This is a genomic window from Ruegeria sp. CDSB117, assembly GCF_059611005.1.
In genome coordinates this window covers 32,816-47,311 of record NZ_JBXWOS010000007.1, presented here as the reverse complement: position 1 = coordinate 47,311, position 14,496 = coordinate 32,816, and the positions used below count along the sequence as shown (strand labels likewise).

General features: G+C 58.7%; 15 protein-coding genes. 6 read left to right on the top strand and 9 right to left on the bottom strand.

Features of this window, described 5'->3' with window-relative positions:
- Nucleotides 1-39: 39 nt before the first annotated feature.
- Both AC2FJC_RS09755 and AC2FJC_RS09750 read left to right on the top strand, forming a co-directional pair.
- Nucleotides 40-723: a GntR family transcriptional regulator gene (locus AC2FJC_RS09755; protein ID WP_496739355.1), complete on the top strand. Its 684-nt coding sequence runs from the start codon at nucleotides 40-42 to the stop codon at nucleotides 721-723.
- Nucleotides 724-799: 76 nt separating this feature from the next.
- Nucleotides 800-2,197 (top strand): aspartate aminotransferase family protein, encoded by a 1,398-nt coding sequence (locus AC2FJC_RS09750; protein ID WP_496739354.1) that lies wholly within the window; start codon nucleotides 800-802, stop codon nucleotides 2,195-2,197.
- A 389-nt stretch (nucleotides 2,198-2,586) separates the two neighbouring features.
- Here AC2FJC_RS09750 and AC2FJC_RS09745 read toward each other — a convergent pair whose 3' ends face one another.
- A complete protein-coding gene (locus AC2FJC_RS09745) occupies nucleotides 2,587-3,885 on the bottom strand; it encodes a lytic murein transglycosylase (RefSeq protein WP_496739353.1) in 1,299 nt (432 codons plus the stop codon).
- A gap of 63 nt (nucleotides 3,886-3,948) precedes the next feature.
- Nucleotides 3,949-4,662, bottom strand: coding sequence for a helix-turn-helix transcriptional regulator (locus AC2FJC_RS09740; RefSeq protein WP_496739352.1), 714 nt, complete (start codon nucleotides 4,660-4,662; stop codon nucleotides 3,949-3,951).
- A gap of 83 nt (nucleotides 4,663-4,745) precedes the next feature.
- Here AC2FJC_RS09740 and AC2FJC_RS09735 point away from each other — a divergent pair, with 83 nt between their 5' ends.
- Nucleotides 4,746-5,453, top strand: coding sequence for a glutathione S-transferase family protein (locus AC2FJC_RS09735; RefSeq protein WP_496739351.1), 708 nt, complete (start codon nucleotides 4,746-4,748; stop codon nucleotides 5,451-5,453).
- Complete coding sequence (locus AC2FJC_RS09730) at nucleotides 5,440-5,826, top strand: DUF1801 domain-containing protein (protein WP_496739350.1); 387 nt, start codon at nucleotides 5,440-5,442, stop codon at nucleotides 5,824-5,826. The genes AC2FJC_RS09735 and AC2FJC_RS09730 overlap by 14 nt, the downstream gene beginning before the upstream one ends.
- Here AC2FJC_RS09730 and rnr read toward each other — a convergent pair.
- The 3 genes from rnr to dapE are packed head-to-tail and all read right to left on the bottom strand — an operon-like array spanning nucleotide 5,817 to nucleotide 9,843.
- Nucleotides 5,817-8,078 (bottom strand): ribonuclease R, encoded by a 2,262-nt coding sequence (gene rnr, locus AC2FJC_RS09725; RefSeq protein WP_496739349.1) that lies wholly within the window; start codon nucleotides 8,076-8,078, stop codon nucleotides 5,817-5,819. The two genes, AC2FJC_RS09730 and rnr, sit on opposite strands and share 10 nt — an antisense overlap.
- Before the next feature lie 46 nt (nucleotides 8,079-8,124).
- Nucleotides 8,125-8,700, bottom strand: a complete 576-nt coding sequence (locus AC2FJC_RS09720; protein ID WP_496739348.1) for a TIGR04282 family arsenosugar biosynthesis glycosyltransferase — start codon at nucleotides 8,698-8,700, stop codon at nucleotides 8,125-8,127.
- A 3-nt stretch (nucleotides 8,701-8,703) separates the two neighbouring features.
- The gene (gene dapE, locus AC2FJC_RS09715) at nucleotides 8,704-9,843 is read right to left on the bottom strand and encodes a succinyl-diaminopimelate desuccinylase (RefSeq protein ID WP_496739347.1); all 1,140 of its coding nucleotides are present in this window, start codon (nucleotides 9,841-9,843) and stop codon (nucleotides 8,704-8,706) included.
- 209 nt (nucleotides 9,844-10,052) lie between these two features.
- Between dapE and AC2FJC_RS09710 the strand changes: the two genes are divergently transcribed.
- Nucleotides 10,053-11,111, top strand: a complete 1,059-nt coding sequence (locus AC2FJC_RS09710) for a transporter substrate-binding domain-containing protein (protein ID WP_496739346.1) — start codon at nucleotides 10,053-10,055, stop codon at nucleotides 11,109-11,111.
- Here the strand turns inward: AC2FJC_RS09710 and AC2FJC_RS09705 are convergent.
- Complete coding sequence (locus AC2FJC_RS09705) at nucleotides 11,108-11,452, bottom strand: DUF8846 family protein (protein WP_058279829.1); 345 nt, start codon at nucleotides 11,450-11,452, stop codon at nucleotides 11,108-11,110. The genes AC2FJC_RS09710 and AC2FJC_RS09705 overlap by 4 nt on opposite strands.
- Before the next feature lie 114 nt (nucleotides 11,453-11,566).
- Between AC2FJC_RS09705 and AC2FJC_RS09700 the strand changes: the two genes are divergently transcribed.
- Entirely contained in the window at nucleotides 11,567-11,902 is a 336-nt protein-coding gene (locus AC2FJC_RS09700) for a cupin domain-containing protein (protein WP_496739345.1), read from the top strand.
- Nucleotides 11,903-11,957: 55 nt separating this feature from the next.
- On the opposite strand, the gene dapD is transcribed toward AC2FJC_RS09700, so the two are convergent.
- From dapD to AC2FJC_RS09685, 3 genes are all read right to left on the bottom strand, one after another.
- Entirely contained in the window at nucleotides 11,958-12,785 is an 828-nt protein-coding gene (dapD, locus tag AC2FJC_RS09695) for a 2,3,4,5-tetrahydropyridine-2,6-dicarboxylate N-succinyltransferase (RefSeq protein WP_496739344.1), read from the bottom strand.
- 109 nt (nucleotides 12,786-12,894) lie between these two features.
- Nucleotides 12,895-13,494 (bottom strand): GntR family transcriptional regulator, encoded by a 600-nt coding sequence (locus AC2FJC_RS09690; RefSeq protein WP_496739343.1) that lies wholly within the window; start codon nucleotides 13,492-13,494, stop codon nucleotides 12,895-12,897.
- A gap of 44 nt (nucleotides 13,495-13,538) precedes the next feature.
- Nucleotides 13,539-14,456 (bottom strand): threonine/serine dehydratase, encoded by a 918-nt coding sequence (locus AC2FJC_RS09685; RefSeq protein ID WP_496739342.1) that lies wholly within the window; start codon nucleotides 14,454-14,456, stop codon nucleotides 13,539-13,541.
- Nucleotides 14,457-14,496: the final 40 nt, after the last annotated feature.

The following is a 14,496-nucleotide window of genomic DNA, read 5'->3' as shown; positions in this document are numbered from 1 at the left end:
GTCTGGCAAGTCGACACCACGCGAAACAGGGTAAACCACTTGGATTTGATCAAAAATAAAGCATCCAGCTCGAAGGTGGATGAGGGAAAAAGACCGGCGCATGAACAGGTGTACCAAACCCTGAGATCGCAGATCATGTACGGTGATCTGGTCCCGGGACAACCCGTCACGATACAGGGTTTGACCGAATCGCTCGGGGTTGGAATGACCCCCGTCCGCGAGGCGATCCGGCGGCTGATTTCGGACGGCGCGCTGGTGTTTCAGGGCAATCGGCGCGTCTCCGTGCCTTTGTTGTCGGGCACCGATGTCGAGCAGATGATTTTTGCCAGAATATCAATAGAATCAGAGCTTTCCAGACGGGCAACCGCGAATCTAAAGCCTGCTGATGTCGATCAGCTCGAGAAGCTTGATCAGCGATTGGATCAGACCATCACAGACGGCGACGTCAGTGGTTATTTGCGCTTGAACCACCAGTTTCATGAAACGCTCTATGCGCATGCGGATGCTCCAATTCTCAACGATCTAGCCGAGAGGCTTTGGCTGCGGTTCGGCCCCTCACTACGCGTTGTTTGCGGACGATTCGGAACACATAGCCTGCCGGATCGACACAAGGACATCATCGCAAGCTTGCGGGCGAAAGATGCGGAAAAGGTGGCGAAAGCAACCGCTCAGGACATTGAGCAGGGTATGGAATTGATGTCGGACGCTTTGATCCGCGCCTGATTCACGTCGATTCGATTGACAGCAAAAAATTTGATCATATTGTGACAGGTAACCGCCTTTTGCAGGAGATTCTCTGATGTCGACCATCACCAATCACATGCCAACCGCCGAATTGCAGGCGCTGGATGCGGCGCATCATATGCACCCGTTTTCGGCCAACGGATCATTGGGCGAGGAAGGTGCGCGTGTCATCACTCGTGCCAAAGGCGTGTACCTGACCGATAGCGAAGGCGAAGAGATTCTGGACGCCATGGCGGGTCTTTGGTGCGTCAATATCGGTTACGGTCGCGATGAGCTGGCCGACGTTGCGGCCCGTCAGATGCGTGAACTGCCCTATTACAACACGTTCTTCAAAACGACCCATATTCCGGCCATCGCTTTGGCTGCCAAGATTGCGGAACTGGCGCCGGGGAATCTGAACCACGTGTTCTTCGCGGCGGGCGGGTCCGAGGCAAATGACACCAACATTCGTCTGGTTCGCACTTATTGGGCTGAGAAGGGTCAGCCCGACAAGAACATCATCATCAGCCGCCACAATGCCTATCACGGGTCCTCTGTCGGTTCGGCCTCGCTGGGCGGTATGGCGGGCATGCATGCGCAAGGCGGCATCCCAATCCCGAACATCCACCACATCAACCAGCCGAACTGGTGGGCAGAAGGCGGCGACATGGCGCCGGAAGAATTTGGCCTGGCCCGCGCGCGTGAGCTGGAAGAAGCCATTCTGGAACTGGGCGAAGACCGTGTCGCAGCCTTTATTGCCGAACCCGTGCAGGGTGCGGGCGGGGTGATCGTTGCCCCCGATACCTACTGGCCCGAGATCCAGCGCATTTGCGACAAATACGATATCCTGTTGATCGCCGATGAGGTGATCTGCGGCTTTGGACGCACAGGCAACTGGTTCGGGTCCGAAACCGTTGGTATCAAACCGCATATCATGACAATCGCCAAGGGACTCAGCTCGGGTTACGCGCCCATCGGTGGATCCATCGTGAATGACGAGATTGCCGAGGTGATCGGCGGCACCGAGTTCAATCACGGCTATACCTATTCCGGCCACCCGGTTGCGGCGGCTGTCGCGCTAGAGAATCTGCGCATCCTCGAAGAAGAATGCATCGTCGACCACGTCCGCGACGTGGCCGCCCCCTATCTGAAAGAGAAATGGGAGGCCCTGGCCGATCATCCACTCGTCGGTGAGGCCAAGATCGTCGGCATGATGGCCTCGATCGCGTTGACGCCGGACAAGGCCAGCCGCGCCAAATTCGCGTCCGAGCCCGGTACGGTCGGCTACATCTGCCGCGACCGCTGTTTTGCCAACAACCTGATCATGCGCCATGTGGGTGACCGGATGATCATCTCACCCCCGCTGGTCCTGACCCCTGCGGAAATCGACGAGATGTTCGTGCGGATTCACAAGTCACTGGACGAGGCGCAGGCCGAGATCATCGCGCAGGGTCTGATGAAGGCGGCGTCATAGCCCAGATTGCTACTATTCTGGTTTAAGGGGCGCACTGGATGCGCCCCTTCCCACTTTCTGAGTTGCAATTGCCCGTCAATCGATACAGCTCAATTCCTGAACACAACTAGATTCGATCAAATCGAGCGGCAAAAAGAAGTAATTTTGTATCGCGCGACAACCAAAAATTTATCGCGCGATAAATATCTTGATTTGATGTAATTCAGATTCAAGTATGCGAATGCGACTCGGTTAATTGTATTACCTCCACCGGCGTCGCGACCCGCTCTTCTGCTGGGTCCACCTCCCGTCTATCGTAGTGAGTGCCGGTAGTCGGGAGGTTGCACAGCCAATACCTGAGAGAGTATCCGCAGTGCATACCCAGGCAATAGATCAACGCCCCTACATTGTCACCGCAACGCTTCCAAGAGCTTCAGACTGGCGTATCCGTCTGGCAGCAACCCCTGCGCCAATTGATACGCCCGAACAGCTTTGACTGTGTTTGGCCCTGTGCGCCCGTCGACGCCTTGGGTATCAAAGCCAGCCTCGGTCAGGCGGGATTGCAATTCCTTTTTCTCGGTGAAACTCAACACCCGGTCACCACGCGGCCATTCGGTTTGGAACGCCCCCCGTCCGGCAAGACGGTCAGACAGGTGTCCTATCCCGATCACATAGGCGTCGGCACCGTTGTATTTCTCAATCACCTTGAAATTGTCGAAGATCATCAGCGCGACGCCCCGCCCTCCGGCGGGTAACAGAATTGCCGCTTGTCCGTGATCCGAAATGTGGGCGCCACTCGCCGCCACCACGCCACGTGCGGCCCATTGTGAGGGCATCAATGTGTGATCCCGCCTTGCGGTGGAATAGTCGAACACTTTGGGCAGGGTCACCTCAACGCCCCACGGCTGCCCCTTGGTCCACCCATGCCGCGCCAGATAGGCGGCGGCCGAGGCCAGCGCATCGGTTGGATCGTCCGACCAGATATCGCGCCGCCCATCCCCGTCGAAATCAACTGCGTGGTCCAGAAATGAGGTTGGCATGAACTGCGTATGCCCCATCGCCCCAGCCCAGCTACCCACCATATTGCGCGGGCTGACGTCGCCCTCCTGAATGATCTGCAATGCGGCGATCAACTGGGTTTCGAAGAATTGCGCGCGCCGTGCGTCAAACGCCAAAGTTGCCAGAGATCGGATGGTGTGGTCGTTGCCCCGAAACGTTCCAAACGACGTCTCAAGCCCCCAGATCGCTGTCACGACCTCTTTTTCGACACCGTACTTGGCTTCGATGCGGGTCAGTGCTTCGCGATGGCGCTCCAACCCCGCCCGGCCGTTTCTGATGCGCGTGTCTGAGACTGCAGAATCCAAATACTCCCAAATGGGTTTCGAAAACTCTGCCTGGTTGCGGTCGCGCCTGATCACGTCCTTATCGTAGGTCAAACCCGCCAGCGAACCGTCCAGCGTAGAGGCTGTTATCCCCTGCTCGGACGCCCGCTCACGAAATGCTCCAAGCCACGCCTGAAACCGCGCGTTTCCTTCGGTCGACACCCGATACTCCTTAGCTGAGGGTCGTAAAACTGGCCGGATGGATATCGCCACGCCAGCTGACGCCAGCTGTATGGCCTGTGACCCGCCCAGAGTATTGATAGATTCCGCCTGCACAATGGATGCCCATAATGCGGCGGTCATAACGCCACCTATGCATTTACGCATTCCGAATTTTCCTGGTTTCTGCTCAACCTCAGAATACCGCAGAATTGGAATTTTCCAAAGCGTTCAGCTTGACCCTTCGCGATCTTTTGCTTTGTGCTGTGCGCGGATCTGGGCAAGGGCCTCGCGCAACAAAGGGATACGGTTCGGCCTAAAGCTTTCATCTGTCAAGGACATTTCGCGTATCCGGTCCAGCCGAAAGACGCGGAAATCCTGCCTCAGATGGCACCAGGAAATCAGAACGTTGGAGCGATCCATATAGACGATACTCAGCGGGTTCACCTTACGACGGGTGTCATCGCCCTTGGCGTCCGTGTAGGCGAACTCGATCGTGCGCTCATCCCACGTGGCTTGTCGCAAGTCCCCGACCGTGATGGTGGGCTTGGCCGGGCGATCAAATCGCGTCGCTGTCAACACGGCATGTGTCAGGCGGTGCGACTGGCGCTGCGGTAGGCGTCCCTGAAGTTTTCGTAACGCATTGCCCGCCGCATCCGCTAAACCGGGGTCGCCAATGGCCTGAACCTCTCGCAACCCCAACACCAGCGCTTCAAGCTCATCATCTGTGAATCCAAGCGGCGGCAGTGTTGCGTCTTCGATCAGGGTAAAGCCAAAACCGGCCTCACCGTCGATCACCGCCCCAAGCCCGCGTAACGACTCAATATCGCGATGAACGGTGCGCGGCGACACGCCCAGATCCTGCGCCAGTTGTTGGGACGTTCTTGGCGAAGGGCCAGAGCGCAAGGCTTGCATCAATTGGAACAGACGGGCGGTTCGGGACATAATGCAGGTTAATCTAGACCTGATGACAGAAACTGTCATCAGGCAAAGGTATCCCTCGGGCATCCCTGATAATGGAGCCCCCGATGCTGACCCTTTTGATCTACCCTTCTGCTTTCGGCCTGTTCAGCGCCAGCCCCTTCTGCGTCAAAGCCGCATATATGCTGGAGCGGGCGGGCCAGCGCTGGCAGCGGTCCGATATGCTGGACCCCCGCAAAATGCCCCATCAAAAGCTTCCTGTTCTGCGTACGCCCGAGCGTCTTGTCCCGGACAGCGACCTTATTCGCGATTGGCTTGAGGCGCAGGGCGCAAACTTCGACGCTGGGCTAAGCGACATACAAAAGGCGCAGGCACGGACGCTGATCCGCATGGCAGAGGAACATATCTATTTTCAGGTCGTGATGGACAGATGGGCCAATGACGAGGTCTGGCCAATTCTGCGCGACACTTTCTTTTCGGTCATTCCCGCTTTGATCCGCACACCTGTTTCGAACTCCATCCGGAAAAAGGTTGTTCAGGGCCTGGGGTTCCAGGGTGTCGCCCGTTTCTCACCTGTCGAGCGACGGGATCGGCTAGAGCGGGACCTTGAAGCGGTATCCGCCTATCTATGGCAATCACCCTACCTTCTGGGTGACAAGCCGACCTCGGCAGATATGAGCGTTGGGCCAATGCTGGCCGCAATGCGCGCGACACCAGCGGAAACCCCGCTGACCCGGCGGATCAAACAGGATAGGCTGCTCAACGATTACATCGACCGAATGGAACAGGCGATACCGCTGCATGACACCATTTAATGATCCCGCCGTTCAGGCCGCCTTTGAAGCATTCCCCGAATATACGCGTTCGGGCGTGATTGCTTTGCGTGAACTGGTGTTTTCAACAGCCGGGACTTTGCCTAAAGCCCAGCCATTGAATGAAGCACTGCGGTGGGGTCAACCCGCCTACCTGGCGCCCAAAGGGTCAACCATCCGGCTGGGCGGGCACAAAGCGGCATCCTTTGCACTGTTCGTGCATTGTCAGAGCCGACTAATGGGTGATTTCACCACTGCTTTTCCGGGCGAAGATCGGATCGATGGCAACCGGGCCATCTTGTTTGATAACCCGGATCAGATTGATGAAACCCGGCATGGCTGGCTTATCGCACGGGCGCTGACCTATCACCTTTGACGACGTTTGCGTTCGACCTTGCGCTTGATCTTGTCCTTCTTGCGCTTGGTACTGACCGCCTTGCGCCGTGCGCCCCCCCGCTTAGCGGGCCCGCCTCCGCGCGGCAGGGCCTGATCATCGATGGACAGCAGCTCCAGCTCGAGCCCGCCGGTAACGGGCGTGGCCTCGGTCAGGCGCACGGTGACACGCTGACCGATGGCGATGATCAAACCGGTGTCTGATCCCATCAGCGTGCCGGCTTCGCGGTCGAAATGGAAAAACTCGCGCCCCAGTGACCGGACGGGCACCAGGCCGTCCGCGCCAGTTTCATCCATCTTCACAAAGGCGCCGAACCGGGCAATGCCGCTGATACGACCGCTGAACTCATTGCCCACGCGCTCGCTCAGATAGGCGGCCAGATAGCGATCCGTCGTATCACGCTCGGCCATCATCGAGCGGCGCTCGGTGTCCGAGATATGCGTTGCCGTTTCATCGAGTCGCGCGATTTCATCCTCGGTCAACCCGTCGTCACCCCAGCCATGCGCCGTGATCAGCGCCCGGTGCACGATCAGGTCCGCGTAACGGCGGATGGGCGAGGTGAAATGCGCATAGTTGCGCAACGCCAACCCGAAATGGCCGAAATTCTCGGGATTGTAATAAGCCTGTGCCATCGAGCGCAGAGTTGAAAGGTTGATCAGCTCTGCATCCTCGGTCCCGGCGGCCGCGTTCAACAGCGCATTCAGGTGTCGGGTCTGCAGGACCTGCCCCTTAGCCAAATTCAACCCAGCAGCCTGAGCAGTCTCTCGCAGGCTTTCCAGCTTCTCTGGCGCGGGTTCTTCGTGCACGCGGAACAGCAACGGGCGGCGCTTGGCGATCAATGTCTCGGCGGCGGCGACATTGGCGAGGATCATAAACTCCTCGATCAGCTTGTGCGCATCTAGCCGGTCACGGAAGGCCACACTTTGAACCTCGCCCGCGTCGCCGAGAACGATCTTGCGTTCGGGCAAATCCAGCTCCAATGGTTGCCGTTCCGCCCGCGCTTTCTTGAGCGCGGCATAGGCGGAGTAGAGCGGCTTCAAAACAGGTTCCAACAAAAGCCCAGTGCGGTCATTTGTATTGCCGTCGATAGCGTCTTGTACTTCGGCATAGTGCAGCGAGGCGGCCGAACGCATCAGACCACGTACAAAGCGATGACCAATCTTGTTTCCATCCGCATCGATCTGCATCCGCACAGCGATACAGGCGCGCGGAACGCCTTCGTGCAGCGAACACAGGTCTCCAGAGAGGCGATCCGGCAGCATTGGCACCACCCGATCCGGGAAGTAGCTGGAGTTGCCGCGCTTGCGCGCCTCACGATCCAGCGCGGTACCGGGCTGCACATAGGCGGCAACGTCGGCGATGGCGACCCAGATCACATGCCCGCCAGGGTTCTTGGGGTCATCGTCGGCATGGGCATAACAGGCGTCATCATGATCGCGCGCGTCTGACGGATCGATGGTCAGCAGCGGCATGTTCCGCAGATCTTCGCGGCCTTTCAGCCCCACGGGTTTGGCCTTGTCAGCTTCGTCAATCACCTTGTCGGGGAAATCATCCGGAATGCCATGCTGGTGGATGGCGATCAGCGAAACGGCCTTGGGTGCAGACGGATCGCCCAGCCGTTCCACGATACGCGCACGCGGCAAACCCATGCGGTTCTTTGGCCCGGCCTGTTCGGCTTCGACAAGCTCGCCGTCCTTCGCACCCAGTACGGCACCGTCCGCAACCAGCCATTCGGTCTGCCCGGCTTTGTCGATTGGCACGATCCGACCGCCTTCGGCCCCTTTGCGAAAGATGCCGACGATCTTGCGCGGGTTGGTTCCGATACGGCGGATCAGTCGTGCCTCGTAATTGTGGTCTTCCTCATGCACCACCGTCAGGCGGGCCAGAATTCGGTCGCCCTCTCCCAATGCAGGATCGCTGGCGCGGGTGATGATCAGAACAATGGGCTCGACGCCTTCGCCATGCCATTCCAAAGGCCGCGCGAACAGGTCGCCATCCGCATTCGGAGCCTTCACCTGCAGCACGCTGACCGGTGGCAGGCGGTCCGGGTCGCGATAGCTGCGCTTGCGCTTTTCCAGATGCCCCTCGGCCTCTAGCTCTTTCAGAATGCGTTTCAGATCGATCCGGTCCGCGCCCTTGATACCAAAGGCTTTAGCGATATCGCGTTTCGAGGTCAGGGTGGGGTTCGCCGAGATCCAATCGAGGACCTCCTGCTTGGTGGGTATCCGAGTCATACTTCCGGCCTATCATGGGTATGCGACGGCGTCATGATCAAAAAGCTCAGGGGTTCAGGTCTGCCACCGTGTCAACATCGCGCAGATGGTCCAGCAATCCGACACGACACCCCGGAACCGAAGCCAGAGTGTCGGCCAGGGCGGTTTCGGTAGACCAGCGCACATTGCGAAACAAGTTGTTCGGCAACGCCCCGTATCGTTGGGCCCCTACCAGCCAATAGCCCCCGTCCGGCGCAGGGCCAAAAACGAATTGCGACCGCCCCAATTCCTTGAAGGCCCGTGCGACATGCTGCGATGTGATCCCGGGAATGTCCGCGCCAATCAGACAGACCGGTCCCCGCGGCATGCCGCGCAGCATTCGCCCCATGCGGTCGCCCAGATCACCGCGCCCTTGCGCCGCGCGGGGCAGATCAACGGGCCAGATGCGGCTGGTCAGGCCTTCTCGATCCGGAGCGACGGCCAGCACTATCTGCCAGCGTGGGTCCCGCAATCGCCGGATCAGCGCGCGTGTCTGATGGCGGAACCACCACGCGGCACCAACCATGCCGATGTCGCGCCCCAACCGTGTCTTGACCCGACCCGGGCGGGGTTCTTTCACCATGATGACCAATGTGCGCTGCATGGTTCAGGCGAAATAGTCCTGAAGGATACGCGTGTAGATCGCCTTGAGCTGTTCAATCTGCGCCACCTCGACGCATTCATCGACCTGATGCATCGTTCGGCCAACAAGGCCGAACTCAACCACTGGGCAATGGTCTTTGACAAACCGCGCATCAGATGTGCCACCTGTTGTCGACATCTCGGGGCGCACACCGGTTTCGGTCTCGACCGCTTTCGCGACCAGATCAGACAGGGGGCCGGGCGGGGTCAGAAAGCTCTCGCCTGAGATCTTGATCCGGACGTCGATCGCGACATCGTAGGTTTCAGCCACGGCTTTGGCTTCGGCCTGCAACCACTCACTGATGCTGGCGCCCGAGTGCAGATCGTTAAAGCGGATATTCACGGCTCCGGTACATTGCGCCGGGATCACGTTGGTAGCTGCGTTGCCCGTATCAATGTTCACAACAGCCAGGGTTGAGGCATCGAAATGGTCCGATCCCTGGTCCAGTTCGTGGCTGGCCAATTGATGCATCAACCGCGCCATAGCCGGCAAAGGGTTCTTGGCCCGATGCGGATAAGCCGAATGTCCCTGTACCCCGGTTACCGTGAACCAGGCGGTCATCGAGCCGCGCCGCCCGATCTTCATCATCTCGCCCATTGTGTTGGGACAGGTCGGCTCTCCCACCAAACAGGCGGACATGCGCTCCCCGACCTCAGACATGTAATCAAGCAGTGCCGTTGTGCCATCCACGGCGTCACCCTCTTCGTCGCCCGTGATCGCAAGAATGATCGCCCCATCCGGTGGTGTGTCACGCACGAAGTCCACAGCGGCCGCCGCAAAGGCTGCCACGCCGGATTTCATATCCGTGGTCCCGCGCCCGTACATCACGCCTTCGCGGATTTCTGCGCCGAACGGGGGCATCGTCCAGGCCGCCTCATCTCCGACCGGTACAACATCGGTATGTCCGTTGAATCCAAAGCTGCGCGGATGCGCTTTCGACCCCCAGCGCGCATACAGATTGCTAACATCACCCCGGTCCACACGGGTGCAATCAAAGCCTGCCGCCGACAATACCTGCTCCAGCAACACAAGCGCGCCGCCTTCCTCAGGTGTGACTGATGGGCAACGGATCAGGTCCGCCGTCAACTTCACCGGATCTGTCATTTCTGGGCCCTTTTGGTTGGTTCAATCGCGGGATCGTGCACAGATTCAACGAATTGGACCAATTGCCAACCCCTCGCCACTGGTTTCCGGGCGCTTTTTTTCGCGAGTCTTGAAATGACACCCCAATAAAACATGGCGGTTTACCTTGCGGCCACCTTGCCGTGCCTTTCAAATCTGCGTTAGAGGGCCGCGAAACAGGTGAATTGACGATGATACGTGCGCTTCTCGTTTGGATCTGCCTGACTTTCGCCGTTCTTGCACAGCAAAGCCAGGCGCAGACGCTTTCGGTCACAACCGTGACCCGCCCCCCGTTTTCCTATGTCGAGGACGGGACCCAAACTGGTTTTTCCATGGACCTACTGCAGGCTCTGGCTGAGGCTCTGAACTGGGATTACTCAGTCAACCGGGTCGAGGCGTTCGGCGGCATGCTAGATGCCGTGCAGAACGGAACAGCCGACATGGCTGTGGCCAATATCTCGATCACGGCTGCGCGCGAAACACAGATGGACTTCAGTCAGCCCATATTCGAGGCCGGCCTGCAGATCATGGTGCCATCGGATGCAGCCCGCAGACCTTCGCTGCTACACGCTTTGCTGTCTGTCGAGCTGTTCATTGCCATTGGTCTGGCCTTTGCGATCCTGCTTGGCGGCGGGATGCTGATGTGGGGGTTTGAGCGTCGGGCCCAGCCGTATTTCGACCGCAAGCTGAATGAGGCATGGTTCCCTTCTTTCTGGTGGGCGCTGAATCTTGTGGTCAACGGCGGGTTCGAGGAACGCATGCCGCGCACTCCGTTCGGACGTTTGCTGGGCGTGGTTCTGGTTGTGTCCTCACTGTTCATCGTATCGGTCTTCACGGCGCGGATCACGTCGGTCATGACCGTGGATGCCATCAGCGGCAACGTGAACTCGGTCAACGATCTTTATGGCAAACAGGTGGGCACAATCTCGAACTCGACTGCCGCAAACTTCCTGAACCGACGCGAGATCGAGTTTTCCGGTTATGAAAACCTGGATGATGTGCTGACCGCATTCCAGGATAAGGAGTTGGACGCCGTTGTCTTTGACGCGCCGATCCTGTCCTATTACGCGGCGCATGAAGGACGTCGGATCGCATCGATGACTGGCGGTGTTTTTCTGCGAGAGAATTACGGGATCGCGTTCCCGACCGGATCACCATTGGTCGAGGACGTGAACCAGGCCCTGTTGGCGCTGCGCGAAGACGGCACCTATGACGAGATTTATCGCAAATGGTTCGGGGTCCGGAACTAAGCCGGTTCTTCATCCCCGAAAAACGGCGTCATTTGCGCCACGATAACGGCGTTTTCGTCCAAGGCCCGCTGCATCAGGTCGCGTTCGTCCGGGTCGATGTCGTGCCCCTGCGCCTCACGCTCGGCCAGAGTTCCATAGCCGGTGACGTCCAGTGGCGCAGTGTCGGCCTGTTTCAGGATCGCCACGGTTTCACGCACCGCTTCAGCCTCATCCACGCCGCTAGCAAAACACATCAGCGCTGCTCCGGTCGCACCTTCGGGCAGACCGTCGCCTTCTTTGCGGCCAATCTGAACGAGCAATGTATAAACTTGCTGACGGGACGGTTTCTTTTGCTTTTCCATGCAGGGGGCCATAGCCGCGCGCCTGTCCGTGGTCAAGCAGCCGGGAATTGCGGGAAGCTGCAAGCGCGTCCATAGTACGCGCGAAAACCCATTTCAAACTGCAAAGGATTTTTCATGGCCTACCCAGATTTCATCACAGACTTCCCAAGCCTCGACGTCCCATTCCCCGAGGACGTGGTGCAAACCGCCGTCATCCGGTCAGATGCGGGTTTGGTCGCGTTCTTCACGTTCCTCAAAGATTTCGAACTGCCACCGCATTCACACAAGGCGCAATGGGGCACGGTGGTCGAGGGCGAGGTTGAACTGACAATCGGTAGAGAGACTAAGACCTATCGACCCGGCGACAGCTATTCGATTCCGTCGGGCGTGGAACATGGCGGAAAAATCAAGGCGGGCTCGCGGGTGATCGACGTATTCGAGGAACCCGACCGCTATCCAATCAAAGGATAAACAAAAAGGGCTGCAGCGAGATACGCCACAGCCCCGTTTCATACCTGCACTTGCTTTAGTCGCGCAGCAGTTCGTTGATCCCGGTTTTCGAACGGGTCTTCTCGTCCACGCGCTTTACGATCACGGCGCAATACAGGTTGACGTTGTTCTTGGATGGCATCGAGCCCGCGACAACAACCGAATAGGGCGGCACTTCGCCATACATAACTTCACCGGTTTCGCGATCCACGATCTTGGTCGACTTGCCGATGAAGACACCCATCCCCAGAACCGAACCTTCGCGGACGATACAGCCTTCGACCACTTCAGAGCGTGCGCCGATAAAGCAATTGTCTTCGATGATTGTCGGGCCAGCCTGCATTGGCTCCAAAACTCCGCCGATGCCAACACCGCCTGACAGGTGTACGTTTTTACCAATCTGCGCGCAGGAACCAACGGTGGCCCAAGTGTCGACCATGGTGCCTTCGTCGACATAGGCGCCCAGGTTCACGAAGGACGGCATCAGAACCACGCCGGGTGCGACATAGGCCGATTTTCGCACAACACAGTTCGGCACCGCGCGGAAACCAGCGGCACGCCACTGGTTTTCACCCCAACCGGCGAACTTGCTGTCCACCTTGTCCCACCAGCCGCCGTCCTGCGGACCACCGGTCTGGATTTCCATATCCTTGATGCGGAAGCCCAGCAGAACCGCCTTCTTGGCCCACTGGTTCACATGCCAATCACCGCTCTCCGGCTTTTCAGCAACCCGCAACGTGCCGCTGTCCAGCGCGTTCAGCGTGTCTTCGATCGCTTCACGTTGTTCGCCGGTGGTGGCGGGCGTGATGGTGTCTCGCGCCTCCCAGGCGGCTTCGATAGCGGTTTCCAGTTGCGCGTTGGACATCGGATGGCTCCCTGCAGAATCTGTTCACGTTTGTTTGGCCTATACGCAACTGCATCTCGCGGTGCAATGCGACGCAGAAGGTACGATTTGCGGCTAGCTTGACCTGTGATCAGCTTGCGCGGCGGATATGGCGCGTCAGAATGGCCGTCGCCGTGGCCGCGTCCTTGCGCTTGAGCGCCTGAACGATGGCTGCGTGGTCACCATCCGCACGGTGTACCCACTTGGGGCGCCAATGGGCAAACAGGTGGCGCGCGCCGGCGATATGAAGGTCATCGATTGCATGCAGCAGGCGTGGCAACCCGCAAGGTGTCAGGATCGAGCGATGAAAGGTACGGTTGCACGCTTCCCACTCGGGCATCGTTTGCGCAGCATCACAGGCGATCCGAGCATCATCCGCCTCTTTCAGCGCGGCGGGGGTCATATTCTGTACCGAATGCTGCAAGGCTAGGGATTCCAACGCGACGCGCATTTCAACCACTTCGCGCACTTCTGCCGGGTCCAGCGCCGAAACACGCATACCGCGGCGCGACTCACTTTGGGCCAACCCGTGCGCTTCCAGACGCAGCAAAGCTTCGCGCACCGGTACATGGCTAGTCTCAAATGCCCGCGCGATGTGATCCTGACGCAGCTTTTCACCGGCAAGCAATTCGCCGGTGATAATCTTCTGTCTAAGGTTTTGGTAAATTGTGTCGGCGATCGTAGTGGTCATAAATTATCGATAAAATCCTTAACCACCTTCCACAAGTCGATAATTCACTCCATCAACGGGTCCGGCGCAATATTTCCCCCGCACACCAGAACCGCCACGCGTTCGTCTGGTTCTGGCTCGTAAACACCTGAGGTCAAAGCCGCCAACGCGGTCGCCCCGGCCGGTTCGACCAATATGCGATGGGTCTGCCACAGAGCCTTTTGCGCGTCGGTAATCGCCTCGTCTGAGACAAGAACAGATGTCATTCCTTGCGCAAGGTCGAAACAAATCCCTCCGATCCGCCGCGCACCCAGCGCGTTGGCTGCAATCCCCGAGACCGAGACATCCACCGGTTCACCCGCCTGCAGCGCCGCGTTCAGCGCGCAGGAGGTTTCTGGTTCGACCGCAACGACCTTGCGCGCGCCATCAAACCAACCCAAAGCCCCGCCAATCAGACCACCGCCGCCCACAGCAACCAGAATGGTGTCAGCCTGCAGCCCCTGTGCCTCCCATTCGGCAAAACACGTGCCCTGCCCTGCTACGGTTGCCGGTGCATCATAGGCGTGGATTTGCATCGCCCCGGTCGCAGCCTCATGCGCTTTGGCCTCGCTCAGCGCGTTCGCGTATTCACCCTGTACAACTGTCAGATCTGCGCCCGTCTGTTCAATCAGGGCGATCTTGGATGGTCCGGCAAGGTCTGGCACGAAAATCTTGGCCGGATACCCCAGCGTTTGTGCCGCATACGCCGCCGCCGCACCATGATTGCCGCCAGATGCTGCCACAACGCCAGCCTCGGGCACGTCCAAACTGAGCAGCGTATTAAACGCCCCACGCGCCTTGAAGCTGCCAGTATGCTGCATGTGCTCCAGCTTCATTTCGACCGGATGATCCAATCCGGGCACGCGGCTTTCAATCACCGGGGTCACCTGCGCATACCCATTGATCCGTTCGGCGGCGGCGGAAATTTCACTCTTCCAATTCATTCTTGTTCTTCCGTGACTGGCACTCTGCCTGCGAACCCTA

Excerpts from the sequence above, each read along its gene's own strand:
- AC2FJC_RS09735 (WP_496739351.1), top strand. The coding sequence starts at position 4,746 with ATGCTGACCCTTTTGATCTACCCTTCTGCTTTCGGCCTGTTCAGCGCC.
- AC2FJC_RS09705 (WP_058279829.1), bottom strand. The coding sequence starts at position 11,452 with ATGGAAAAGCAAAAGAAACCGTCCCGTCAGCAAGTTTATACATTGCTC.
- AC2FJC_RS09730 (WP_496739350.1), top strand. The coding sequence starts at position 5,440 with ATGACACCATTTAATGATCCCGCCGTTCAGGCCGCCTTTGAAGCATTC.
- AC2FJC_RS09720 (WP_496739348.1), bottom strand. The coding sequence starts at position 8,700 with ATGCAGCGCACATTGGTCATCATGGTGAAAGAACCCCGCCCGGGTCGG.
- AC2FJC_RS09700 (WP_496739345.1), top strand. The coding sequence starts at position 11,567 with ATGGCCTACCCAGATTTCATCACAGACTTCCCAAGCCTCGACGTCCCA.
- AC2FJC_RS09685 (WP_496739342.1), bottom strand. The coding sequence starts at position 14,456 with ATGAATTGGAAGAGTGAAATTTCCGCCGCCGCCGAACGGATCAATGGG.
- rnr (WP_496739349.1), bottom strand. The coding sequence starts at position 8,078 with ATGACTCGGATACCCACCAAGCAGGAGGTCCTCGATTGGATCTCGGCG.
- AC2FJC_RS09710 (WP_496739346.1), top strand. The coding sequence starts at position 10,053 with ATGATACGTGCGCTTCTCGTTTGGATCTGCCTGACTTTCGCCGTTCTT.
- AC2FJC_RS09750 (WP_496739354.1), top strand. The coding sequence starts at position 800 with ATGTCGACCATCACCAATCACATGCCAACCGCCGAATTGCAGGCGCTG.
- AC2FJC_RS09745 (WP_496739353.1), bottom strand. The coding sequence starts at position 3,885 with ATGCGTAAATGCATAGGTGGCGTTATGACCGCCGCATTATGGGCATCC.
- dapD (WP_496739344.1), bottom strand. The coding sequence starts at position 12,785 with ATGTCCAACGCGCAACTGGAAACCGCTATCGAAGCCGCCTGGGAGGCG.
- dapE (WP_496739347.1), bottom strand. The coding sequence starts at position 9,843 with ATGACAGATCCGGTGAAGTTGACGGCGGACCTGATCCGTTGCCCATCA.
- AC2FJC_RS09690 (WP_496739343.1), bottom strand. The coding sequence starts at position 13,494 with ATGACCACTACGATCGCCGACACAATTTACCAAAACCTTAGACAGAAG.
- AC2FJC_RS09740 (WP_496739352.1), bottom strand. The coding sequence starts at position 4,662 with ATGTCCCGAACCGCCCGTCTGTTCCAATTGATGCAAGCCTTGCGCTCT.